The 24,061-nt window shown below is 61.4% G+C and carries 22 protein-coding genes; 16 read left to right on the top strand and 6 right to left on the bottom strand.

The window, feature by feature from the left end:
• Positions 1–37: 37 nt before the first annotated feature.
• The 4 genes from ACLEJQ_RS20875 to ACLEJQ_RS20860 all read left to right on the top strand — a co-directional run bounded on the left by ACLEJQ_RS20875 (position 38) and on the right by ACLEJQ_RS20860 (position 2,877).
• Positions 38–1,048, top strand: coding sequence for an ornithine carbamoyltransferase (locus ACLEJQ_RS20875; protein WP_440797996.1), 1,011 nt, complete (start codon positions 38–40; stop codon positions 1,046–1,048).
• A gap of 61 nt (positions 1,049–1,109) precedes the next feature.
• Positions 1,110–2,039, top strand: a complete 930-nt coding sequence (arcC, locus tag ACLEJQ_RS20870; protein ID WP_440797994.1) for a carbamate kinase — start codon at positions 1,110–1,112, stop codon at positions 2,037–2,039.
• A gap of 64 nt (positions 2,040–2,103) precedes the next feature.
• A complete protein-coding gene (locus ACLEJQ_RS20865) occupies positions 2,104–2,463 on the top strand; it encodes a DUF5064 family protein (RefSeq protein ID WP_440797992.1) in 360 nt (119 codons plus the stop codon).
• Positions 2,464–2,700: 237 nt separating this feature from the next.
• Positions 2,701–2,877, top strand: a complete 177-nt coding sequence (locus ACLEJQ_RS20860; RefSeq protein WP_440797990.1) for a hypothetical protein — start codon at positions 2,701–2,703, stop codon at positions 2,875–2,877.
• Between the two features lie 37 nt (positions 2,878–2,914).
• On the opposite strand, the gene ACLEJQ_RS20855 is transcribed toward ACLEJQ_RS20860, so the two are convergent.
• Positions 2,915–3,808: a helix-turn-helix domain-containing protein gene (locus ACLEJQ_RS20855; protein ID WP_440797988.1), complete on the bottom strand. Its 894-nt coding sequence runs from the start codon at positions 3,806–3,808 to the stop codon at positions 2,915–2,917.
• Between the two features lie 176 nt (positions 3,809–3,984).
• On the opposite strand from ACLEJQ_RS20855, the gene pobA reads away from it, so the two are divergent.
• Positions 3,985–5,175: a 4-hydroxybenzoate 3-monooxygenase gene (gene pobA / locus ACLEJQ_RS20850; RefSeq protein WP_440797986.1), complete on the top strand. Its 1,191-nt coding sequence runs from the start codon at positions 3,985–3,987 to the stop codon at positions 5,173–5,175.
• Between the two features lie 132 nt (positions 5,176–5,307).
• Positions 5,308–6,780: an MDR family MFS transporter gene (locus ACLEJQ_RS20845; RefSeq protein ID WP_440798108.1), complete on the top strand. Its 1,473-nt coding sequence runs from the start codon at positions 5,308–5,310 to the stop codon at positions 6,778–6,780.
• A 190-nt stretch (positions 6,781–6,970) separates the two neighbouring features.
• Here the strand turns inward: ACLEJQ_RS20845 and ACLEJQ_RS20840 are convergent, their stop codons facing one another.
• On the bottom strand, positions 6,971–8,320 hold the full coding sequence (locus tag ACLEJQ_RS20840; protein ID WP_440797984.1) for a spinster family MFS transporter: 1,350 nt from the start codon (positions 8,318–8,320) through the stop codon (positions 6,971–6,973).
• 358 nt (positions 8,321–8,678) lie between these two features.
• On the opposite strand from ACLEJQ_RS20840, the gene ACLEJQ_RS20835 reads away from it, so the two are divergent.
• Positions 8,679–10,856, top strand: a complete 2,178-nt coding sequence (locus ACLEJQ_RS20835; protein WP_440797982.1) for a hypothetical protein — start codon at positions 8,679–8,681, stop codon at positions 10,854–10,856.
• Positions 10,857–11,143: 287 nt separating this feature from the next.
• On the opposite strand, the gene ACLEJQ_RS20830 is transcribed toward ACLEJQ_RS20835, so the two are convergent.
• Complete coding sequence (locus ACLEJQ_RS20830; protein WP_440797980.1) at positions 11,144–11,449, bottom strand: DUF2288 domain-containing protein; 306 nt, start codon at positions 11,447–11,449, stop codon at positions 11,144–11,146.
• 340 nt (positions 11,450–11,789) lie between these two features.
• On the opposite strand from ACLEJQ_RS20830, the gene ACLEJQ_RS20825 reads away from it, so the two are divergent.
• The 5 genes from ACLEJQ_RS20825 (at position 11,790) to ACLEJQ_RS20805 (ending at position 16,819) form a co-directional block, all read left to right on the top strand.
• Positions 11,790–12,917 (top strand): branched-chain amino acid ABC transporter substrate-binding protein, encoded by a 1,128-nt coding sequence (locus tag ACLEJQ_RS20825; RefSeq protein WP_440797979.1) that lies wholly within the window; start codon positions 11,790–11,792, stop codon positions 12,915–12,917.
• A 262-nt stretch (positions 12,918–13,179) separates the two neighbouring features.
• Positions 13,180–14,103, top strand: coding sequence for a high-affinity branched-chain amino acid ABC transporter permease LivH (gene livH, locus ACLEJQ_RS20820; protein ID WP_440797977.1), 924 nt, complete (start codon positions 13,180–13,182; stop codon positions 14,101–14,103).
• Positions 14,100–15,353: a high-affinity branched-chain amino acid ABC transporter permease LivM gene (locus tag ACLEJQ_RS20815; protein WP_440797975.1), complete on the top strand. Its 1,254-nt coding sequence runs from the start codon at positions 14,100–14,102 to the stop codon at positions 15,351–15,353. Before livH ends, ACLEJQ_RS20815 begins: the two co-directional genes overlap by 4 nt.
• A complete protein-coding gene (livG, locus tag ACLEJQ_RS20810; protein ID WP_440797973.1) occupies positions 15,350–16,117 on the top strand; it encodes a high-affinity branched-chain amino acid ABC transporter ATP-binding protein LivG in 768 nt (255 codons plus the stop codon). The genes ACLEJQ_RS20815 and livG overlap by 4 nt, the downstream gene beginning before the upstream one ends.
• Positions 16,118–16,819: an ABC transporter ATP-binding protein gene (locus ACLEJQ_RS20805; RefSeq protein WP_440797971.1), complete on the top strand. Its 702-nt coding sequence runs from the start codon at positions 16,118–16,120 to the stop codon at positions 16,817–16,819.
• Between the two features lie 203 nt (positions 16,820–17,022).
• Here ACLEJQ_RS20805 and ACLEJQ_RS20800 read toward each other — a convergent pair whose 3' ends face one another.
• Entirely contained in the window at positions 17,023–17,931 is a 909-nt protein-coding gene (locus tag ACLEJQ_RS20800; protein WP_440797969.1) for a LysR family transcriptional regulator, read from the bottom strand.
• A gap of 105 nt (positions 17,932–18,036) precedes the next feature.
• Between ACLEJQ_RS20800 and ACLEJQ_RS20795 the strand changes: the two genes are divergently transcribed.
• The 3 genes from ACLEJQ_RS20795 (at position 18,037) to ACLEJQ_RS20785 (ending at position 21,266) form a co-directional block, all read left to right on the top strand.
• Positions 18,037–18,636 (top strand): short chain dehydrogenase, encoded by a 600-nt coding sequence (locus ACLEJQ_RS20795; protein ID WP_440797967.1) that lies wholly within the window; start codon positions 18,037–18,039, stop codon positions 18,634–18,636.
• Positions 18,637–18,698: 62 nt separating this feature from the next.
• Complete coding sequence (locus tag ACLEJQ_RS20790) at positions 18,699–19,373, top strand: COG3650 family protein (RefSeq protein WP_440797965.1); 675 nt, start codon at positions 18,699–18,701, stop codon at positions 19,371–19,373.
• A 279-nt stretch (positions 19,374–19,652) separates the two neighbouring features.
• On the top strand, positions 19,653–21,266 hold the full coding sequence (locus tag ACLEJQ_RS20785; protein ID WP_440797963.1) for an NAD(P)/FAD-dependent oxidoreductase: 1,614 nt from the start codon (positions 19,653–19,655) through the stop codon (positions 21,264–21,266).
• 52 nt (positions 21,267–21,318) lie between these two features.
• Here ACLEJQ_RS20785 and ACLEJQ_RS20780 read toward each other — a convergent pair whose 3' ends face one another.
• A complete protein-coding gene (locus tag ACLEJQ_RS20780; protein ID WP_440797961.1) occupies positions 21,319–22,413 on the bottom strand; it encodes a PLP-dependent cysteine synthase family protein in 1,095 nt (364 codons plus the stop codon).
• 261 nt (positions 22,414–22,674) lie between these two features.
• Between ACLEJQ_RS20780 and nhaA the strand changes: the two genes are divergently transcribed.
• Complete coding sequence (nhaA, locus tag ACLEJQ_RS20775) at positions 22,675–23,862, top strand: Na+/H+ antiporter NhaA (RefSeq protein WP_440797959.1); 1,188 nt, start codon at positions 22,675–22,677, stop codon at positions 23,860–23,862.
• A 9-nt stretch (positions 23,863–23,871) separates the two neighbouring features.
• On the opposite strand, the gene ACLEJQ_RS20770 is transcribed toward nhaA, so the two are convergent.
• Positions 23,872–24,061: hypothetical protein (locus ACLEJQ_RS20770; RefSeq protein WP_440797957.1), on the bottom strand; the 190-nt coding region annotated here is incomplete at its 5' end.

Below are 24,061 nucleotides of genomic sequence, written 5' to 3'. Positions count from 1 at the left end.
CCGCCCAGGGGATAACCGAAACCCGAGGAGATCCATCATGGCGTTCAACATCCACAACCGTAGCCTGCTCAGCCTGGAACACCACACCCCCCGCGAACTGCGCTACTTGCTGGACCTGTCCCGCGACCTCAAGCGAGCCAAGTACACCGGCACCGAACAGCAGCACCTCAAAGGCAACAACATTGCGCTGATTTTCGAAAAAACCTCGACCCGCACCCGTTGCGCGTTTGAGGTGGCGGCCTACGACCAGGGCGCCAACGTCACCTACATCGACCCCAACTCATCGCAGATCGGCCACAAGGAAAGCATGAAGGACACCGCCCGTGTGCTCGGGCGCATGTACGACGCCATCGAGTATCGGGGCTTCAAGCAGGAAATCGTCGAAGAGCTGGCGAAGTTCGCCGGCGTCCCGGTGTTCAACGGTCTGACCGATGAATATCACCCCACGCAAATGATCGCCGACGTGCTGACCATGCGCGAGCACGCCGACAAGCCGATCCATGAGATCAGCTACGCGTACCTGGGCGATGCTCGCAACAATATGGGCAACTCGTTGCTGCTGATCGGCGCCAAGCTCGGCATGGACGTGCGTATCTGCGCGCCGAAGGCACTATGGCCCCATGACGACCTGGTGCAGCGCTGCCATCAGTACGCCGAAGAAAGCGGCGCGCGCATCACCCTCACCGAAGACCCGAAAGCGGCGGTCAAGGGCGTGGACTTCATCCATACCGACGTCTGGGTGTCCATGGGCGAGCCGGTCGAAGCCTGGGTCGAGCGGATCGAGCAATTGCTACCCTACCAGGTCAACGCCCAGCTGATGAAAGCCACCGGCAACCCACGCACCAAGTTCATGCATTGCCTGCCGGCGTTCCATAACAGCGACACCCAGGTCGGCAAACGGATCGCCGAGCAATATCCACACCTGGCCAACGGCATCGAAGTCACCGACGACGTGTTCGAATCACCGGCCTGTATCGCCTTCGAGCAAGCGGAAAACCGCATGCACACCATCAAGGCGATCCTGGTGTCAACGTTGGCGGATCTCTAACCCCACCACCGACCATTGTGGGAGCGAGTCGTTTCTGATCTCTTTGTAAAAGGACAACACCATGCGCATCGTCGTTGCCCTGGGCGGTAATGCCCTCCTGCGTCGGGGTGAACCCATGACCGCCGACAATCAACGCAGCAACATCCGCACCGCGACCGAACAGATCGCGAAGATCCATCCCGGCAACCAGTTGGTCATCGCCCACGGCAACGGTCCGCAGGTCGGCCTGCTGTCATTGCAGGCGGCGGCCTACACCTCGGTTTCGGCGTATCCGCTGGACGTATTGGGCGCCGAAACCGAAGGAATGATCGGCTACATCATTGAACAGGAACTGGGCAATCTGCTGGACTTCGAAGTGCCCTTCGCGACGCTGCTGACCCAAGTCGAAGTGGACGCCAACGACCCGGCCTTCCAGAGCCCCAGCAAACCCATCGGCCCGGTCTACAGCCAACAGCAAGCGCAGAAACTGGCGGCCGAAAACGGCTGGGCCATTGCCCCGGACGGCGACAGATTCCGCCGCGTGGTCGCCAGCCCCAGGCCCAAGCGGATCTTTGAGATCCGCCCGATCAAGTGGCTGCTGGAAAAAGGCAGCATCGTGATCTGCGCTGGCGGCGGTGGCATCCCGACGATGTATGACGCCGACGGCAAGCTGCAAGGCGTCGAGGCGGTGATCGACAAAGACCTGTGCTCGGCGCTGCTGGCCGAGCAACTGGAGAGCGACCTGCTGGTGATCGCCACCGACGTCAACGCCGCCTTCATCGACTTTGGTAAACCGTCCCAGAAAGCCATCGCCCAGGCCCATCCCGACGAAATGGACAAACTCGGCTTCGCCGCCGGTTCCATGGGCCCCAAAGTGCAGGCGGCGTGCGAGTTCGCGCGCAACACCGGCAAGGTCGCGGTGATCGGGGCGCTTTCAGACATCGATGCTATCGTCCAAGGCACCGCCGGTACCCGCATCAGCACGGCCACCGCTGGCATCACTTATCGATAACGGGAAACTTGCGGGGCAGATTCGCGGTCTGCCCTACTTCTACGCCTTTCATGGAGAGTCGCTCATGGCCCTGTTCCGACCCGGTCACCTGCACATGGAGCGCCACGCGCTGAACAAGGACGATTACAGCTACAACCTGTGCATCGACTACGAGCTCGCCCAGGATCCCAAGGAAGGCCAGGGCATGTCGTTTCGGCTGCACGGCACGGTCGAGGACAAGCCCGTGGACGAGCGCTTTTTCCTGGCCAAGGACCAGGCCTTCGACTTTGCCCGCCCCGCCACGCGCATCGCCCAGAAATACGGGTTGCCCAAGAACGCCAGCATCGGCTCGATGCACGAGTATTACGACGAGATGTTCGAGGACGTGCGTCAGCAACTGGGCGTCAAGCCGGGGGATCCGATGAAGCCTGAGCACTTGGCGTAATCGGCTCTACCAGACACCCCGTCACCCTGTGGGAGCGAGCCTGCTCGCGATAGCGCAGTGTCGTTTGGCATCGATGCCGGACGTGCCGCCGTCATCGCGAGCAGGCTCGCTCCCACAAGGATGGTTATCAGTGTCCTGAATACCGAGCTACATCCAATCTCTGTTCCACTGGCAACCCACCCGCGCTGACCTATGCTTAACACAGTACCCCCGGGTATTCGTTCAGAGGTCATCGCCATGAACATCAAAACAAAAAGGCGTTTCGCCGTTTTCATAACCTGCGCCGCTACGCTTGCGCTGTACGGCACAGCGGCCTACCGGGTCGAGCAGGCCAGACAACAACCCCGCGAATACGCCAGTTGCAACGTGGAACGCTGCATCCCCCACAACGCGACCCTTAACGCGCTGCGCTAGGCTCTTACGAACCAGGCTGTGTACGAAACAGCCTGATTCAGTCGTCCAGCTGATCGCTCTTGAGCCGGTCGCGGAATGCTTTGGGCGAGATACCGACACGCCGGCGGAACAGTCGGGTGAAGTTGGTCGGGTCGGAGAACCCGAGCATCTCCGATATCTCGTAGATGGTCAGGCCGGTGTACGTCAGCATCCGCTTGGCCTCCAGCAACTGGCGCTCGTGCATGATCTGCAACGCCGGCTGCCCCGCCAGTTCCCGGCAGGTGCCGTTGAGGTGCGACACCGAAATGCCCAGGCGATGGGCCAGGTCTTCGACCTTGACGTGCTGGCGATAGGTCTCTTCCACCAACTGAATGAACCCGTTGAGGTATTCCCGGGCCCGTTGCGGACGTTGGGCCTTGGTGCGGCGCTGCATCACCTGGCGACTGACCCAGACCATGATCACGTTGACCAGCGCGTGCATCAGCATTTCCCGGGCCGGTTGATGGCCCATGTATTCGGCCTGCAACGCGCTGAACAGGCTATTGAGATACTCGGCGTTTTCACCGGCCGGGTAGCTTTCGGCCTGGGCCAGCACGTTCACCGAATGCCCCAATTGCCCCTGCAGATGCGCTACCAGCGGCGCCGCCAGGGTCACCACGTAGCCTTCCACGTCTTCGGAGAACCGGAAGCCATGCACCGACAGCGGCGGCAGGATCTGCACCGCCGGCTCGTCGAGTTGCGTGCGCTGGCCTTCGATCTCCAGTTCCGCCCGGCCCTTGAACACGAATAACAATTGGCACAGGTCGGCGTGCCGGTGGGGTTTGATTTCCCATTGATGTTCGCGGCTGCGCTTGGAGATGGTCTCGCAGTGCAAAAGGTCCGGCGTCGGCCAGTCCTGGCCCTCGCCGTAGAGCTTGAACACCGGGATCGTCGGCAGGTCTGGTTTTTTCATAACGAGGAATCCGGGCCTGGGGTTGCGGGCGATAATCGCACCAATTGGCAAAACGAACAGGTATCGACGCAGTTTTCCCCTTCAACTGACAGGTCCGCAAGCGAAAAATGCAGGCACTCGGTCCATAACAATCAACACCGACTTCGGTTGCGTGCCCAGTGCGAGCCATAACAAGAATGAAAACCCTCAAGACCCAAGTCGCCATCATCGGCGCCGGCCCCTCTGGGCTGCTGCTCGGCCAGTTGCTGCACAACGCCGGGATCGACACTGTCATCCTCGAACGCCAGACGCCGGAGTACGTGCTGAGCCGCATCCGCGCCGGCGTGCTGGAACAGGGCATGACCGAACTGCTGCGCCAGGCTGGCGTCGGCCAGCGTATGGACGCCGAGGGCCTGGAACACGACGGCTTCGAACTGGTGCTCAACGGGCGTCGGGTGCACATCGATCTCAGGGGGCTGACCGGTGGCAAAAACGTGATGGTCTACGGCCAGACCGAAGTGACCCGCGACCTGATGGCCGCCCGTGAACAGACCGGTGGCCGCACCCTGTATCAGGTCGACCAGGCCCAGCCCCACGACATGCTGACCGAGCAGCCCTTCGTGACCTTCGAACACCTGGGCCAATCCTGGCGGCTGGACTGCGATTACATCGCCGGTTGCGACGGTTTCCACGGCGTGGCGCGGCAGTCGATCCCGGCGGACCGACTCAAAGTCTTTGAACGGGTCTATCCGTTCGGCTGGCTCGGCATCTTGGCCGACACCCCGCCGGTTAACGAGGAACTGGTCTACGCCCGCCATGAACGCGGTTTTGCCCTGTGCAGCATGCGCTCCAGGACCCGCACCCGGTACTACCTGCAAGTACCCGCCGATGAACAACTGGCCGACTGGCCGGACGAACGCTTCTGGGCCGAACTGAAAGCCCGCCTGCCCGCCGACCTGGCCGAAACCCTGGTGACCGGCCCGTCGATCGAGAAAAGCATCGCGCCGCTGCGCAGCTTCGTGGTCGAGCCGATGCAGCATGGGCGGATGTTCCTGGTGGGCGACGCGGCCCACATCGTCCCACCCACCGGGGCCAAGGGCCTGAACCTGGCGGCCAGTGATGTCAGCACGCTGTTCGACATCCTGCTCAAAGTCTATCGCGACGGCCGCGTCGACCTGCTGCAACGGTATTCGGCCATCTGCCTGCGGCGCGTCTGGAAGGCCGAGCGGTTCTCCTGGTGGATGACCTCGATGCTGCATCGCTTCGATGATGACGCCTTCAACCAGCGCATCAGCGAAGCGGAGCTTGCGTATTTCGTCGACTCCGAGGCCGGGCGCAAGACCATCGCGGAAAATTACGTGGGACTTCCTTACGAGGCTATCGAATAGCCGACTATCGACTTACACTGCGTGCTCCGTACCATTCGCCTTACCGGCGTGAAGCCCGCAGGTTTTGCCGTGACCCAGCCCGAATTTCCTTCAGCCCAGAAACCAGCCATCCGCCGCGTGCTGGTGGCGCTGATGCTGGCGATCTTCCTCGGCGCCCTGGACCAGACCATCGTCGCCGTCTCGATGCCGGCCATCTCGGCGCAGTTCGCCGACGTCAGCCTGTTGGCCTGGGTGATTTCCGGCTACATGGTCGCCATGACCGTGGCGGTGCCGATTTATGGCAAGCTCGGCGACCTGTACGGCCGACGCCGGCTGATGCTGTTCGGGATGGGCCTGTTCACGCTGGCCTCAGTGTTCTGCGGACTGGCGCAAAACATGGAACAGCTGGTGCTGGCGCGGATCTTCCAGGGCATCGGTGCCGGCGGGATGATTTCGGTGAGCCAGGCCATCATTGGCGACATCATCCCGCCCCGGGAACGTGGGCGCTATCAGGGTTATTTCAGCAGCATGTATGCGGTGGCCAGCGTGGCCGGGCCGGTGCTGGGCGGTTACATGACCCAATACCTGTCCTGGCGCTGGGTGTTCCTGATCAACCTGCCGCTGGGCCTGGGCGCGTGGCTGGTGGCGCGCCGGGCGCTGGTCGGGTTGCCGGTGCCGCAGCGCACGCCAATCATCGATTACCTGGGCACCGTGTTGCTGATCATCGGCCTGACCGCGCTGTTGCTGGGCATCACCCAGTTCGGCCAGGGCCACGCCTGGCACAGCCGCGAAGTGCTCGGGCTGCTGGGTTGCGCGGTATGGGTGCTGGGGGCATTTGCCTGGCACGAGCGCCGCGCCCGCGAGCCGCTGCTGCCGATGCATCTGTTCGTCAACCGCAGTGCGGTGTTGTGTTGGTGCACGGTGTTCTTCACCAGTTTCCAGGCAATCTCCCTGACCGTGCTGGTGCCGTTGCGCTTTCAGAGCGTGACCGGCGCCGGTGCCGACAGCGCCGCATTGCATTTACTGCCGCTGGCGATGGGCTTGCCGATGGGCGCGTATTTTGCCGGTCGCCGGACCTCGATCACCGGGCGCTACAAACCGATGATCCTCAGCGGTGCGCTGCTCTTCCCATTCGCGATCCTCGGCATGGCCTTTACCCCGCCTGACGCGTTCTGGCTCAGCAGCCTGTTCATGCTACTCAGTGGCATCGCCTCCGGCATGCAGTTTCCCACCTCGCTGGTGGGCTCGCAGAACTCGGTGCAACAACGGGACATCGGCGTCGCCACCAGCACCACCAACCTGTTCCGCTCCCTCGGCGGCGCGGTGGGTGTGGCGCTGATGTCGGCGTTGCTGCTGGCACTGTTGCACGATTCCAGTTTCGCCCAACTCGCCGGCTCTTCGCTGCTGGGCGAAGGCCAATCCGGCAATGTGCTGCTGGACGGCCTGAACGCTGCCCCGGGCGAAGCGCAGAACGCCTTGCGTCAGGAGTTGCAAAGCACCTTCCGGCATTTGCTGCTGATCAGCGCGGCGATATCACTGTTGGGGCTGGCGGCAGCGGTAGCGATGCCGAACCGGTTGTTGCGTGGGCGGGATGAGAAGCCCGGTAGCGCGCCAACCTCTGGTTAGCGCAAAACCCTGTAATGAGTGCAGCCCCGGTGGCTAGTGCAGCCCCCCGTGGCGAGGGAGCTTGCTCCCGCTGGGGCGCGAAGCGGCCCCCCTGCTGCATCGGCTGACAAATTCCGAATCTGCTGCGCAGCCCAGCGGGAGCAAGCTCCCTCGCCACGGGAAAATGGTGCACGGCTGCTTCTTGTGGGCCTTATGCCGTCGCCGCTGCCCCCACCGACTCCACCCCACTGCTCATCCCCTCCTTCATCCGCCGGGCATCACGCACGAAACAGCGTGACGCCAGGAACAGGAACACCATGGTCAGAAACAACGCCACTGGGATCAGGTACATCGCATCGTGCAGGCCGATGGCCTTGAACGCTTCGCTCATCTGGTCGACCCCGGCCGCGGCCATGGCCATGCGGGCGAAGTAATCGGACAAACCGCCCACCACCACCGGCCCCAGGCCGCCACCGAGCAGGTACAGCCCGGCGAAGAACAAGGCCATCGCGGTGGCCCGCAGGCGTGGCTCGACCACGTCCTGGATCGCCGTGTACACGCAGGTGTAGAAGTTATAGGCAAACAGCCAGCCGACACTGAACACCGCAACGAACACCCCGATTTCGATTCGTCCGGCGTGCAACGCCCACGCGGTGGTCACGGTGGAGATGACCAGGCTGAACGCGGCGAACAACAGGCGCCCATTGGGCACTCGCTGATGGATCTTGTCGGCGACCCAGCCGCCGAGGGTCAGCCCGAACAACCCGGTCACGCCGACCATGATCCCGGTGGCCACCGCCGCCTCGTGCAACGGCATCAGGAAGTAACGCTGCAGCATCGGCACCAGGAAGGAGTTACAGGCATAAGTGGCAAAGTTGAAGCACAGCCCGGCCAGCACCAGCCACAGGAACGTCGGGATCGCCAGCACCCGGCGAATCGGCCGGTCGATTTTCTCCTGGGACACCTGCACGGTCTCCGCCGCGCCGCGCTTGGGCTCCTTGATGAAGAACATGAACAACGCCAGCACCAACCCCGGCACCGCCGCGATAAAGAACGGCGCGCGCCAACTGTCGAAGGCCTTGACCATCGCACCAATCGTGAAGAAAGCCAGCAGCAGACCGATCGGCAGGCCCAGCATGAAAATGCCCATGGCCCGCGCCCGCCGATGAGCCGGGAACAGATCGCCGATCAGTGAGTTGGCGGCCGGCGCGTAACTGGCCTCGCCGATGCCCACGCCCATGCGCACCAGCAGAAAGGTCCAGAAACTACCCACCAGGCCGTTGACCGCCGTCAACGCGCTCCAGGTCGCCAGGCCCCAGCCCATCAATTTACTGCGCGAACCGGTGTCAGCCATGCGCCCCAGAGGCAAACCGGCGATGGCATAAACGATGGTGAAGGCGGTGCCGATGATGCCGATCTGGAAGTCGCTGAGACTCCACTCCATACGGATCGGCTCGATGATGATCGCCGGGATGGTGCGGTCGAAGAAGTTGAACAGGTTGGCGAGGAACAGCAGGAACAGAATGCGCCAGGCATTCGCCGCTTGGGTCGAGTTCTGCATGGGTCCGTCTCTTTATTGTCATGGGGCAGCGGCGAGGCTTCCGAGCCCGGAATCTGCAATCTAGACAGCAGCGGCCGGACTGTCTGCGATTATTCGCACGGCTGATACCTGACCATGGCGGACGGTGTGCTTCTTGATGCCGGTCAAGTTCCAGTAACAATTGCCATCATTTTGCCCGATCCCGCCTAAAGATCACGTTCCGGTGGCCGATCCAACGTGAATAGATTCTCCCGAGCGCTGTTCAGGCGTGTGCCTTGACCGCTAGGGCCGACTTCGCGCCAACACGGACGCGAGCTCCCATTCTCGATGATTCGATGACCCCGATCATCGAACCAACCAGTTCAGGCAACGGCGCACAATGACTTCCAAAAAATCAGCCACTGCGGTATCCGATCTGACCCTGGGCCCGGCCGCCAACGGCCTCGAAACGTCGTCGACGTCGAGCACCTCGCGCCCCTTGTCGACCCAGCAGTACCTGTACTTCACCGAAACCAATACCGACCGCATCCTCGATAACCTCGATGGCCTGCGCGACAGCGTGTTCCCGCGCCCGCCCCACCTGGTGGACGAAGAAAGCGAACGTGGCCAGCAGGAATTCCCGTCGGTGTGCCTGATCGGGCTGGGCCGTTGCGGCTCCAACATTGCCCTGGACGTGGCCGAGCTGGTGTATAACGCCCGCAAGTTCTACCTCAACGAATTCAACGCCGAAGACAAAAACTACAGCGACAAGGGCTACAGCCCTGCGCAATGGATCCGCCACAACCTGCGCCTGGGTAACAGCAAGGCCAGCAAACCGGTGTTCCTGGTCGAGCCTTTGGTCATGCTCGGCGACCTGGACAAGGACATCGCCGGACGCATCCGTTTTTCCCGCAAAGGCGAGAAAAGCGGCTTTTTGCGCGACTACAGCAAGATGAAAATCATGGACCTGTCGGAAGTCCATGCCGGTGGCGCCGGTAACGCGCCGATCCTCGGCCAGTACCTGGCCAAGATCATCCTGAACAAGGACACCCAGCGCTTCTCCAGCCCCGACTGGAAAATGATCCACTCGTACCTGATCGACAGCTGCGGCATCAAGGCCAACCAGTCGCGCCTGTACTTCTCGATCTTCAGTGCCGGCGGCGGTACCGGTTCGGGCATGGCCTCGGAGTTCGGCCTGGCCCAGCAGTATTCGTACATGAACAAGACGTTCGACACCAAGCCGATGGACGAACACGACAGCAAGAGCGGTCATTCCTTCGTCTTCGAGCCGATCTTCACCAGCGGCATCTGTGTGCTGCCGAATATTTCCGACCACCGCAGCGAAATGTCCGAGGCGCTGCACATCAACGCCGGACGCCTGTTGTGCAAATACCTGTCGGAAGAATGGGATTTCTCATACAACTTCGCCAACGAAGACAGCAGCGAAGCCAGCGTCATGGGGCGTATCCGCCCGTGGAACGCAATGATGTTGATCTCCAACGACATCATGCGCTACGCCGAGGAAAGCGACGACGGCAACATCCAGAACATCGACGTCAACGCCATGGAGAAGCACGCCAACCAGTACATCTCCCAGCAGATCTTCAACATCCTGACCGCCCAGGCCGTCACCACTGACTACGACCAGAACTATTTCCGGCGGGCCGGCATCGACATCGGCGAAACCATCCGCCTGGACGCCAACGACCTGTTCATGAGCCTGGCCGGTCCGGTGGCGATTGCCTACGCCGAGTCCGTCGTCCCGGAAACCCCGGCGCCGAGCGGCGACAAATTCAAGGTGTTCGAGAAAGAGCCGCCACGCCTGAACATCGATGACCTGTTCTTCCGCTCCATCGACCTGCCGCACTTCAACAAGGTCACCCAGGCCATCGAAGGCATCAGCCTGCTGCCGATCGAATCCAAGCGCTACCGGGCATCGCTGGAGCAGTACAAGAACTCGGGCTACGACGCCGCGGCCTTGCATGACCTGCACTTTTTCAAGAATTGCTCGTCGGTGGTGTCGATCGTTTCCTTGCCCAAGGACTACAAGCTGTCCTACATGGACCTGAACCGGCTCAAGACCCACCTCAACAGCCTGTTCCCCAATACCACGCTCAAGCGTTACGCGCTGGTGATCGGCGCCTCGGCCAACCTGTCGCTGACCACCCTGATTGCCAAGAGCCCGTGCCTGTCGGACGACTTCCTGACGCTGATCGTGGCGTTCATCAAGCGCTGCTTCGCCCGCACCCCGTACCGCTTCGACGACACCCTGGACAACTCGATCCTGGACTTCATCATCAGCGATGACTTCGATGAGGAGCGGATCGACGACTTGCTCAACGAGTTCGAGAACCCGGCGAAAATCCTCGACACCAACTGGTACGCCATCAAGCCGATGTACGAAAAGAAGTACCGCGAGCTGATCAGCGACAAAGAGAAGTTCGTCTCGATCAACGACATCCGTCTGTCCCGCGATTGCGTGAAAAAGGCCATCAAGTACCTGCGCGAGATCTACCGTCATCGCATTGGCAAGACCAAGGTTATTTCGCTCAATAACCATACTGGCAGGACTTACTGAGGCCGGCGCAGCACCGTGTTGCCTCCAATCGCGAGCAAGCTCGCTCCCACAGGGTTTTGTGTACACAGACCCACTGTGGGAGCGAGCTTGCTCGCGATAGCGGTCCTGAACCCTGCGCCCGAACAACATCCAGAAACAATTAAGCAGCCCAACGGCTGCCCGATAAACTGTTCCCGTTACGTATACGTCACCCTGCCCTGTGGCGTTTCGCCACGGCAGCATGCCATCACGCTACTCACCTACACACTTTCCAAGGATCGGGACAGCGACCCATCCTGGTGCATCGATCAATTCGACGCCCTTTCCTGGATCATTATCCACGGCGAAACCACCACTGCCCAAAGCTGCGGATCGCGCTCCAGGAAATCCAGCGCCCGCGTTTCAGACAGCTTGGCGAGTTGCCCGGCGGCCAGCCAGGCGGCGACTTTGGTCCCTTCGTCCTGGGCGACGGCCTCGGCGGCGGCGATCAAATCCAGTGCCGGGTCGACCCACAATAGGGCACCCTTGGCAAAGAACGGCTCCAGCTCTTTCCAGGTGATGGATGCGGTTTCACCAAGCAGCTTGGCATAGAGGGTGCTAGGTTCTTCATTCATGGGAGCTGTCCGGAAAAGAAATCGGCGCGAATCATAACGTCGGTGGTCTGACAGAAAAACCCGGTAGCAATTGGAGTACCGATTGAAAAGTGCAGCAAAGCCAAGGATTGCCGATTTCCTGCGGACAACCCTCGCCGCAATTCTGTCTTTTTCTTTCAATAAAGCGACACCCGCAGGTTTTGCCCCCAAGCGCCAGCTTCCCTTGCCAACAACCGGCGCTCTACACTGTACCGGTACAGTTGCCGGGGGCATTTTCCGCGGGGATATCCAAGATATCTGACCCGGTTCTGCTGCTACGGCGCCAGGACTATAAAAATTACAACAGCATGAGTGGAGCACTATGACTAAGGCTACTAAGCAGATTTCCAAACTGTTTGCCGCTATGGTTCTGGCCGGGGTTGCCAGCCATTCGTTCGCCGCCGACACCATCAAGATCGGCATCGCCGGCCCCAAGACCGGTCCGGTGACCCAATACGGCGACATGCAATTCGTTGGCGCCAAACAGGCCATCAAGGACATCAATGCCAAGGGCGGCGTCGACGGCAAAATGCTCGAAGCCAAGGAATACGATGATGCCTGCGACCCGAAACAGGCCGTAAACGTGGCGAACAAAGTGGTCAACGATGGCGTCAAGTACGTCGTCGGCCACCTCTGCTCCAGCTCCACCCAACCGGCTTCGGACATTTACGAAGACGAAGGAGTGATCATGATCACCCCAGCGGCCACCAGCCCGGACATCACCGCTCGTGGCTACAAGCTGGTCTTCCGTACCATCGGCCTGGACAGCGCCCAAGGCCCGGCCGCCGGCAACTACATCGCCGATCACGTCAAGCCGAAAGTCGTTGCGGTCCTGCACGACAAACAACAATACGGCGAAGGCATCGCCAGCGCCGTCAAGCAGACCCTCGAGGGCAAAGGCGTGAAAGTGGCCGTGTTCGAAGGCCTGAACGCCGGGGACAAGGACTTCTCTTCGATCATCCAGAAGCTCAAGCAGAACAACGTCGACTTCGTCTACTACGGCGGCTATCACCCTGAGCTGGGCCTGATCCTGCGTCAAGCCAAGGAAAAAGGCCTGAACGCCAAGTTCATGGGGCCGGAAGGCGTCGGCAACGACTCCATCTCGCAAATTGCCCAGGACGCTTCCGAAGGCCTGCTGGTGACCCTGCCGAAGTCCTTCGACGCCGATCCTGCGAACAAGGCAATCGTTGAAGCCATCAAGGCTGACGGCAAGGATCCGAGCGGTCCGTTCGTATTCCCGGCCTACTCCGCCGTCGAGCTGATCGCCGAAGGTATCAAGGCAGCCAAGAGCGATGATCCGGCCAAGGTCGCTGAAGCCCTCCACAAAGGCACCTTCAAGACCCCGACCGGCGAGCTGTCGTTCGATAACAAGGGCGACCTGAAGGACTTCAAATTCGTGGTCTACCAGTGGCACTTCGGCAAACCGAAAACTGAAGTTTCTCCTCAGTAAGCACGGCCTGGAGTCCTGTTACGCAAATTTGACGTTACAGGACTCACGGTCAACGAGCCCACTGTGCAAGCAGTGGGCTTTGTTTTACGAGGTTTATGGGCCAGGCACCCGCGATCCGGGCGCTGGTTCACCTGAAAATCTTAAAACCGTCACCAGCGGTTCGCTGGCAAACGCTTTGGGCAAATGTGATCACAGAACACAGCACAAGGCCGGAACATGACTCCACCAGTGAAATGCGTATCGGGTTTTTAGGAGCGCTGTAATGCCTGAGATCTATCACTTCTTCCAACAGCTGGTTAATGGCCTGACCATTGGCAGCACCTATGCCTTGATAGCCATTGGCTACACAATGGTTTACGGCATCATTGGAATGATTAACTTCGCCCATGGCGAGGTGTACATGATTGGTTCCTACGTGGCCTTCATTGCCCTTGCCGGGCTGGCCATGCTGGGTATCCACTCACTGCCGCTGTTGATGACCGCCGCGTTCCTGGCGTCCATCGTTGTCACCAGTGCCTATGGCTACAGCATCGAACGCGTTGCCTACCGCCCCTTGCGCAACAGCAACCGTCTGATCCCGCTGATTTCCGCCATCGGCATGTCGATTTTCCTGCAGAACACCGTCTTGCTGTCCCAGGACTCCAAGGACAAATCCATTCCCAACCTGATCCCGGGGAGTTTCTCCTTCGGCCCGGGTGGTGCCGAGGAAGTCCTGATTTCGTACATGCAGATCCTGGTCTTCGTCGTGACCCTGATCGCCATGCTCGGCCTGACCCTGTTCATCTCCCGTTCCCGCCTGGGCCGTGCCTGCCGCGCCTGTGCCGAAGACATCAAGATGGCCAACCTGCTGGGCATCAACACCAACAACATCATCGCCCTGACCTTCGTCATCGGTGCCGCCCTGGCGGCCGTCGCTGCCGTGCTCTTGAGCATGCAGTACGGTGTGATCAACCCGAACGCCGGTTTCCTGGTCGGCCTGAAGGCCTTTACCGCGGCGGTCCTGGGTGGCATCGGCAGTATTCCGGGCGCGATGCTCGGTGGGCTGGTGCTGGGGGTGGCCGAAGCATTCGGCGCCGATATCTTCGGAGACCAGTACAAGGACGTGGTGGCCTTCGGTCTCCTGGTCCTGGTTCTGTTGTTCCGGCCGACCGGCATCCTGGGCCGTCCGGAGGTTGAGAAAGTATGAGCAAATATCTTAAACAGGCGCTGTTCAGCGCCCTGCTGGTCTGGGCCGTCGCCTTCCCGGTGCTCGGCCTCAAGCTGAGTATCGTCGGCGTCAGCCTCGAAGTGCACGGCACCGGCCCACTGACCCTGAGCGTGATTGCGTTGTGCTCGGTGCTGATGTTCCTGCGGGTGCTGTTCAGCCAACAGGTTGGCGCCGCGCTGCGCTCCAACCGTGGCCCACTGGTATCGCCCAAGGTCAGTCAGTTCCTGACCCTGCCACGCACCCAGCGCCGGATCATCATCGGCCTGATCGTGGTCGCGCTGATCTGGCCGTTCTTCGGCTCCCGAGGCGCGGTGGATATCGCCACGCTGATCCTGATCTACGTGTTGCTGGGCCTGGGCCTGAACATCGTGGTCGGTCTGGCGGGCCTGCTTGACCTCGGTTACGTGGGGTTCTACGCAGTGGGTGCCTACAGCTACGCGCTGCTGTCCCATTATCTGGGCCTGAGCTTCTGGATCTGCCTGCCGATCGCCGGGATGATGGCTGCCACGTTCGGCTTCCTGCTGGGTTTCCCGGTGCTGCGACTGCGCGGCGACTACCTGGCCATCGTGACCCTGGGTTTCGGTGAGATCATCCGCTTGTTCCTGCGCAACCTCACCGACCTCACCGGCGGTCCCAACGGCATCAGCAACATCCCCAAGCCAACCTTCTTCGGCCTGAGCTTCGACCGCTCGGCGGCCGAGGGCATGCAGACCTTCCACGAATTCTTCGGGCTGACCTACAACCCGGTGAACAAAGTGGTGTTCCTCTACCTGGTTGCGCTGTTGCTGGCACTGGCCGCGCTGTTCGTCATCAACCGCCTGCTGCGCATGCCGATCGGCCGGGCCTGGGAAGCGTTGCGCGAAGATGAAATCGCCTGTCGCGCCCTGGGTCTCAATCCTACGGTAATCAAGCTGTCAGCCTTCACCCTCGGTGCTGCGTTCGCCGGTTTCGCCGGCAGTTTCTTCGCCGCCCGCCAAGGCCTGGTGACACCGGAATCGTTCACCTTCATCGAGTCGGCGATCATCCTCGCCATCGTGGTGCTGGGCGGGATGGGCTCGCAGCTGGGTGTGATCCTGGCCGCCATCGTGATGATCCTGCTGCCCGAAATGATGCGTGAATTCAGCGAATACCGCATGTTGATGTTCGGCGCCTTGATGGTGCTGATGATGATCTGGCGTCCTCAAGGTTTGCTGCCTATGCAACGCCCACACATGGAGCTGCGCAAATGAGCCGCGAGATCCTCAAGGTTGAAAACTTAAGCATGCGCTTCGGCGGCCTGCTGGCGGTCAATGGCGTGGCCCTGACCGTGAAAGAGAAACAGGTGGTGGCCTTGATCGGGCCGAACGGCGCAGGCAAGACCACCGTATTCAACTGCCTGACCGGCTTCTACCAGCCCACCGGTGGCACCATCCTGCTGGACGGCGAGCCGATCCAGGGCCTGGCCGGCCATCACATCGCTCGCAAGGGTGTGGTGCGTACTTTCCAGAACGTACGGTTGTTCAAGGACATGACGGCGGTCGAGAACCTGTTGATCGCCCAGCATCGCCACCTGAACACCAACTTCTTTGCCGGCCTGTTCAAGACTCCGTCGTTCCGCAAGAGCGAACGTGAGGCCATGGAGTACGCCGAGTACTGGCTGGACAAGGTCAACCTGAAGGAATTCGCCAACCGTACCGCCGGGACCCTGGCCTATGGTCAGCAACGCCGCCTGGAAATCGCCCGCTGCATGATGACTCGCCCGCGAATCCTCATGCTCGACGAACCCGCCGCCGGCCTGAACCCCAGGGAAACCGAAGACCTGAAGGCGCTGATCGGCGTGCTGCGTGAGGAGCACAACGTCACCGTGCTGCTGATCGAGCACGATATGAAACTGGTCATGAGCATTTCCGACCACATCGTCGTGATCAACCAGGGCACGCCCCTGGCCGACGGCTCGCCGGAACAGATCCGCGACAATCCCGACGTGATCAAAGCCTACCTGGGGGAAGCGTAAATGCTGCAGTTCGAAAACGTTTCCACTTTCTACGGCAAGATCCAGGCCCTGCACAGCGTCAACGTGGAAGTCCGCCAGGGCGAGATCGTGACGCTGATCGGTGCCAACGGCGCCGGCAAGTCCACATTGCTGATGACGCTCTGCGGCTCACCCCAGGCCCACAGTGGCAGCATCCGCTACATGGGCGAGGAACTGGTCGGCCAGGGCTCGTCGCAGATCATGCGCAAGAGCATCGCGGTGGTGCCGGAAGGTCGTCGGGTCTTCGCGCGGCTGACCGTTGAAGAAAACCTCGCCATGGGCGGATTCTTCACCGACAAAGGCGACTTCCAGGAACAGATGGACAAGGTGCTGCACCTGTTCCCACGCCTGAAAGAACGCTTTACCCAGCGCGGCGGCACCATGTCCGGCGGCGAACAGCAGATGCTCGCCATCGGCCGTGCGCTGATGAGCAAGCCCAAGCTGCTGTTGCTCGATGAGCCTTCCCTGGGCCTGGCGCCGATCATCATCCAGCAGATCTTCGACATCATCGAACAGCTGCGCAAGGATGGCGTGACGGTGTTCCTGGTGGAGCAGAACGCCAACCAGGCGCTGAAAATCGCCGACCGGGCGTATGTGCTGGAGAACGGCCGCGTGGTCATGCAAGGCACCGGTGAAGCGCTGCTGACCGACCCGAAAGTGCGCGAGGCGTATTTGGGCGGTTGAGTCCGTTGCGAGATGAAAAAACGGCTTTCGGGCCGTTTTTTTTTCGGGCGCGTTTCAACCGATCCTCTGCCGAGCGCCCCTGTGCCGAGGGAGCTTGCTCCCGCTGGGAGGGTCCGACGCCTCGGGCGAAGCGGCCCCAAGATTTTTGCGGTTGCTGCGCAACCGAGCGGGAGCAAGCTCCCTCGCCACGGGATCGGTCCAGGTCAGAGTCGATCCAACGCCTCCCCACTGCGCTTGAACCAATCCAACAGATAATCCGCCAGCACCTGGGTCCGCTTGGGCAAGCCGCCCTGATACGGATGCACCAGGTACATCGGCATGCGTCGGGTCTGGTAGTCGCGCAGAACCCAGCGCAAGCGTCCGTCAGCCAATTCCTCATGGAGCAGATAGGATGGCAGCCGGGCGATGCCGGCGCCCGACAGGGCGGCTTTTTTCAGCAGGCTGTAGTGGTTGCTGGCGAACGGTCCCGACACCCTGACTCGCAACAGCTCATGTTGCTGGTGGTAAAGCCATTCCTCCCGGCCATTGTAGTGACTGTTGAGCAGGCATCGGTGTTCGGCCAGCGCCTGAGGCGTCAGCGGCTCGCCATGCTGATCGAGATAGGTCGGGCTGGCACAGGTCACTTCGTGCCAGGCCAACAACGGTCGGGCCACCAGACACTCATCAATGGCGGCGTCCGAGCGGATCGCCAGGTCGAAACCGTCACGAGTCAGATCGCGATAACCGTTGTTGAGCTCCAGTTCGATCTGCACGTTGGGATACGCGCGGGCGAACTCCGTCAGCAATCCATCAAAGAAGGTTTCACCCAGCGAAACCGGAACCGTCATACGCACCGGACCGGAAATTTCGTCCTTCAACCGCGCCAATGCCTGACGCGCCCTTTCTACCTGCACGAGCAACGCCTGAGCCTGGGGCAACAACGCCGCCCCGGCCGCCGTGAGGCTCAGGCGGCGCGTGGTGCGTTGCAGCAACCGCACGGAAAACCGGCTTTCCAAGGCGCTGATCCGCTTGGACAACTGGCCCTTGCTGCAACCCAATTGCTGCGCCGCCAGGGTGAAGCTGCCGACCTCCATCAACACGGCAAATGCCGCCAGGTCATCGATCTCGCTCACTGGATTGTTTCCAAATGAAAACCAAAGGTTGCCTATTAGCGCGCTTATCGAAAGGAAAAACCACCCTAGACTGCAACCTCGTTCAACCCAAATGAGGAACCACCCATGAAAATCCTGTTGATCGGCGCCAACGGCACCATCGGTTCGGCCATCGATAAAGAACTCTCGCCACGCCACGAAATCGTCCGCATCGGGCGCAACAGCGGCGAGTTGCAAGTGGACATCAGCGACAGCGCCTCGATCCGCGCCCTGTTTGAAAAGACCGGTCGCTTCGATGCGCTGGTCTGCGCAGCCGGCAATGTCACGTTCGCGCCGTTGGGCGACATGACTGAAGAAAGTTTCGCCCTGGGCTTGAAAGACAAGCTGATGGGCCAGGTCAACCTGCTGCTGATCGGTCGCGAATACGCCAATGATGGTGCGTCCTTCACCTTCACCACCGGCGTGCTCAGCCACGATCCGATCAAGAGCGGTGCGTCGGCGGCCCTGGTCAATGGCGCCCTGGACAGTTTCGTGCGGGCGGCGGCAATCGAATTGCCACGGGGCCTGCGGGTCAACTCGGTGAGCCCGAACGTGTTGCTGGAAGCCATGGGCAAGTACGCACCGTACTTCCGCGGTTTCAAACCGGTCCCGGCCGCGGATGTCGCTTTGGCCTACGCCAAGAGTGTCGAAGGCCTACAGACCGGTCAGGTATTCCACGTAGGCTAATACCCTCTTGTGATGCAGGATCAGTCTGCGTAACGTGGCGGCACCTGTCTGGAGACCCAACGATGCGTGCCGCCCGCTCCCTGCTGTTTATCGCCCTCCTGCCGCTGTTCGCCGGCTGCCAATTGCTCGACGCGCCACGCCAGAGCGCTTCCCATGCCGGCCAGACGCGCATGCAGGGCGAGCTGACGGCCGCCGACGGCAAACTGATGTTCCAGCCGTGCCAGGAACAGCGTCGCTACATCGTCAACGACAGTGGCGGCACCAGCGTGCTGCAACAAGCGGCCAGCCTGGCCGATGACCAGGGAAAACTGTTCGCAGATGTGCGAGGCCATATCGTCTCCAGTGCGGCGGCCGGTACCGACAGTCAGTTGGATCTGGAGCAGTTGTACCGCCTGGAGCGCTCGGGCAGCGCCTGCGACGACGTCAATTTCAAACCCCTGGTCCTGCGTGCCAGCGGTCATGGCCCGCAATGGAGCCTCAACGCCAGCGGTAAAGGCATGGTGCTCGAACGCGAGGGCCAGCCGACCCTGGCGGTGCCCTACCTGGAGGAACAACTGGGTGACGGGCGCTTCAACCTCAGCACCGAAGCCAACGGCCAGAAAGTCGAACTCTGGGTCGCGCCGCAGCGCTGCGTCGACAGCGTCACCGGCAGCGTCCAGCACATGAGTGCCGAAATCCGCGTCAACGGCCAGATCCAGCGCGGCTGCGCCTACTTCGGCGGTGCGCGCAACGACTGATCCGATCACCCTGTGAGTGCTTCGCACTCAAGCGGGAGCAAGCTCCCTCGCCACATGGACCGAGCTCAACCGAATATTGTGAGCAACCCGATCCCGTGGCGAGGGAGCTTGCTCCCGCTGGGCGCGAAGCGGCCCTGAAACCGAGGACTCGGTGCGCCAGCAGAATCACGTCTGTCCCTTTCGACCAGGCCCGCGCCACAAACCATCCATTGCAGCTTATAATCGCCGGTTTGAAGCACGCCCTGGCGCAGTTGTGCGCCCCGCGAACCGGATCCCCTCATGTTACGAATCACCGAACTCAAGCTGCCGATCGATCACCCCGAAGAAGATCTGCGCGCCGCCATCGTGCAACGCCTGGGCATCGCCAGCGATGACCTGCTCGACTTCACCCTGTTCAAGCGCAGCTACGACGCACGCAAGAAATCCTCCGAGCTGTGCTTCATCTACACCATCGACCTGACGGTGCGCGATGAAGCCAGCCTGCTGCGCAAGTTCGCCGATGATCGTAACGTCAACGAGGCGCCGGATGTCAGTTACAAAATGGTCGGCCAAGCCACGGCCGACGTGGGCGAGCGACCGATCGTGGTCGGCTTCGGCCCGTGCGGGATCTTCGCCGCTCTGCTGCTGGCGCAAATGGGCTTCAAGCCAATCATCCTCGAGCGTGGCCCGGAAGTCCGCCAGCGCACCAAGGACACCTGGGGCCTGTGGCGCAAGAGCGTGCTCAACCCTGAATCCAACGTGCAGTTCGGCGAAGGCGGCGCAGGAACATTTTCCGACGGCAAGCTCTACAGCCAGATCAAGGACCCGAAGTTTCTCGGGCGCAAGGTTCTGCACGAATTCGTCAAGGCCGGGGCACCGGAAGAAATCCTCTACGTCAGCAAACCACACATCGGCACCTTCCGCCTGACCGGCGTGGTGGAAAACATGCGCGAGCAGATTCGCGCCCTGGGCGGTGAAGTGCGCTTCCAGCAGCGGGTCACTGATGTGCTGATCGAAGACGGCCAACTGGTCGGTGTGGAACTGGCCGGCGGCGAGCGCATCCATTCCCGGCACGTGATCCTCGCCCTGGGCCACAGCGCCCGGGACACCTTCCGCATGCTTCATAGCCGTGGGGTATACATGGAAGCCAAGCCGTTTTCGGTGGGTTTCCGCATCGAACACCCGCAATCGCTGATCGACAGCGCTCGCCTGGGCAAATACGCCGGCCACCCGAAACTCGGTGCCGCTGACTACAAGCTGGTGCACCACGCCAGCAATGGTCGCTCGGTCTACAGTTTCTGCATGTGCCCGGGCGGCACCGTGGTGGCCGCGACGTCCGAGCCGAACCGTGTCGTGACCAACGGCATGAGCCAATACTCGCGTAACGAGCGCAACGCCAACTCCGGCATCGTCGTCGGCATTACCCCGCAAGTGGATTATCCGGGCGGCCCGCTGGCGGGGATCGAGTTGCAGGAGCGCCTGGAATCCCACGCGTTCGTGCTCGGCGGCAGCAACTACGAAGCGCCGGCGCAACTGGTGGGCGATTTTATCGCTGGCAAGCCGTCCACGGCCCTAGGCAGCGTCGAACCCTCCTACAAACCCGGGGTCGCGCTGGGTGACCTGGCCCTGGCGCTGCCGGACTTCGCCATCGAAGCCATCCGCGAAGCCCTGCCGGCCTTCGAAAAACAGATTCGCGGCTACTCGCTGCATGACGCGGTACTGACCGGGATCGAAACCCGCACCTCCTCGCCGCTGCGCATCACCCGCAACGAATCGTTGCAGAGCCTGAACGTGAAGGGCCTGTTCCCGGCGGGCGAAGGCGCCGGCTATGCGGGCGGGATCCTGTCGGCAGGCGTGGACGGGATTCGGATTGCCGAGGCCGTGGCGCGGGATATCCTAGGGCTGCAAGCCTAAACTCGGCCCTTTGTGGGAGCGAGCCTGCTCGCTCCCACAAAGGGCAACAGTGTCAGATATTGGCCCGCAACACACTCTCCGGCAGCGCCTCTCCGCGCTCCACACACGCCGCGACCTTTTCCATCAACCCATTCAACTCGTAGCCCTGGGCGTTGAGCCAGGCCGGGTCGTAGTACGTCGTGGCATAACGTTCGCCCCCATCGCACAGAATCGCCACGATCGACCCCGACTCGCCGGCGTCCACCATCCGCTGCGCAGCGATCAATGCACCGATCAGATTGGTGCCACTGGAGCCACCGACCCGCCGGCCAAGGCGCTGGGCCAGGTAGTGCATGGCCGCCAATGACAACGCGTCGGGGACCTTGACCATCGCATCGATGACTTTCGGCAGGAACGACGCTTCGACCCGTGGCCGGCCAATGCCTTCGATACGCGAGCCGCAATCCAGGCGCAGGCTGGCATCGCCGCTGCGGTAATAGTCGAAGAACACCGAACGTTCGGCATCGGCACACAGCACTTGGGTGCAGTGCTGACGATAACGCACGTAGCGCCCCAAAGTGGCGGTGGTGCCGCCAGTGCCGGGGCTGGAAATCAGCCAACTGGGCTCCGGGTGCCGCTCGAAGCGCATCTGCTGGAAGATCGATTCGGCGATATTGTTATTGGCCCGCCAGTCCGTGGCGCGCTCGGCGTAGGTGAATTGATCGATGAAATGCCCGTCATGCTCACGGGCCAGGCGTTCGGATTCGGCGTAGATCTGCGTGGGGTCGTCCACGAGATGGCTCTGCCCACCGTAGAAGGCGATCTGTGCGATTTTTTCCCGGGACGTGGTCGCCGGCATCACCGCGATGAACGGCAGGCCCAGCAATCGTGCGAAATATGCTTCGGAAATCGCCGTCGAGCCGCTGGATGCTTCGATGACCGGTGCGCCGGGCTTGAGCCAGCCATTACATAACGCGTAGAGAAAAAGCGAACGGGCCAGTCGGTGCTTGAGACTGCCGGTGGGGTGGCTGGACTCATCCTTGAAGTACAACTCTATGCCCGGCAGACCCGGCAACGGCAATGGAATCAGGTGAGTGTCGGCGCTGCGCTGGAAATCAGCCTCGATAATGCGGATCGCTTCTCGCGCCCATTGGCGGTGATCGGTCATGTGTTCTCTCGCTGGATCGGTTCGACGCGAGGTTGCTCGCGGTCATGCAGCACGGCAGATATCGGAAAAACCAGGCACAAGCTTAGGAAAAAACCGACATAACGCACAGGTACAGCTAAGGTCCAATATGCACCGTAACTGCCGACCATCTGGCAGAGGCGTTGTAACGTCATATAACAAAAAAGAATATAACTTTTGTTTTACCTTCCATCGCTACGGGTTAGGGTGTGCCCACTTTTGATCGACGAATGGAGAGCAGCCTTGCCTCTACGTAATTCTCTGACACGTTTCTTCCAGCTGGAAGCCGCCAGTGGCCTGCTGTTGATAGCCGCTGCGGTGCTGGCGCTGGTCATCAATAACTCACCGCTGTCCTGGTTGTACGGCGGCCTGCTGGACATCCCGGTGGTGGCCCAGGTCGGGGCGTTGAAGATTGCCAAGCCTTTGCTGCTGTGGATCAACGATGGCTTGATGGCGCTGTTCTTCCTGCTCATCGGGCTTGAAGTCAAACGCGAGGTGCTCGATGGACAGTTGTCGAAGCCTTCGCAGATCGTCCTGCCGGGCGCAGCAGCGATTGGCGGCATGGTGGTGCCGGCGCTGATCTACTGGTTCCTCAACCGGGATAATCCGGCTGCCCTCGCGGGCTGGGCAATTCCGACCGCCACCGACATCGCGTTCGCCCTTGGTGTGCTTGCCTTGCTGGGCAAGCGCGTGCCGGTGTCGCTCAAACTGTTCCTGATGACCCTGGCGATCATCGACGACCTGGGCGCCATTATCATCATCGCTATCTTCTACTCCGGCGCCCTGTCCAGCCTGTCGCTGATGCTGGCAGCCGGTTGCATAGCGCTGCTGGTGGCAATGAACCGGATGGGCGTGGTCAAGCTCGGACCCTACATGGTCGTGGGCCTGATTCTCTGGGTCTGCGTCCTCAAGAGCGGTGTGCATGCGACCCTGGCGGGAGTGACCCTGGCGTTCTGCATCCCATTGCGCACGAAAAACGCCGAGAGCTCACCGCTGCTGACCCTGGAACACGCCCTGCACCCGTGGGTAGCCTTCGGCATCCTGCCCCTGTTCGCCTTCGCCAACGCGGGCCTGTCCCTGAGCGGCGTCACGGTCGAAAGCTTTACCGATCACGTGCCAATGGGCATCGCCATCGGCCTGTTGCTGGGCAAGACCGTTGGGGTCTTCGGCCTGACCTGGCTGGCAGTGAAAATCGGCATCGCCAGCCTTCCAGCTGGCGCCAACTGGGGCCAGGTCCTGGGGGTGGCAATCCTGTGCGGCATCGGTTTCACCATGAGCCTGTTCGTCGGCTCCCTCGCGTTCGAACCAGGTTCCAGCGACTATGCCGGCATGGACCGGATGGGCATCCTCACGGGGTCAATCCTGGCGGCGCTGCTGGGCTACGCAGTGACAGCCGCAGCCAGCCGCAAGAGCGCGGTATTGCGCTCCTGATAGTTGCCTTCACTCAGTAAAATCATCGTGGCGAGGGAGCTTGCTCCCGCTGGGCTGCGCAGCAGCCCCATTGCGGGAGCAAATCATCGCGAGCAGGCTCGCTCCCACAATGGGATCGGGTACACCCGCAAGAACAAGACAGCCTTCAGCCGCCTCGCCTTTGCTTTGCTTTGGCTTTGGCTTTGGCTTTTGATCTGAC

The organism is Pseudomonas sp. SMV71 (genome assembly GCF_052042015.1).
Classification (GTDB): domain Bacteria; phylum Pseudomonadota; class Gammaproteobacteria; order Pseudomonadales; family Pseudomonadaceae; genus Aquipseudomonas.
Note: the sequence above shows the minus strand (reverse complement) of the source record. Positions and strands in the feature narration are given on the sequence as shown.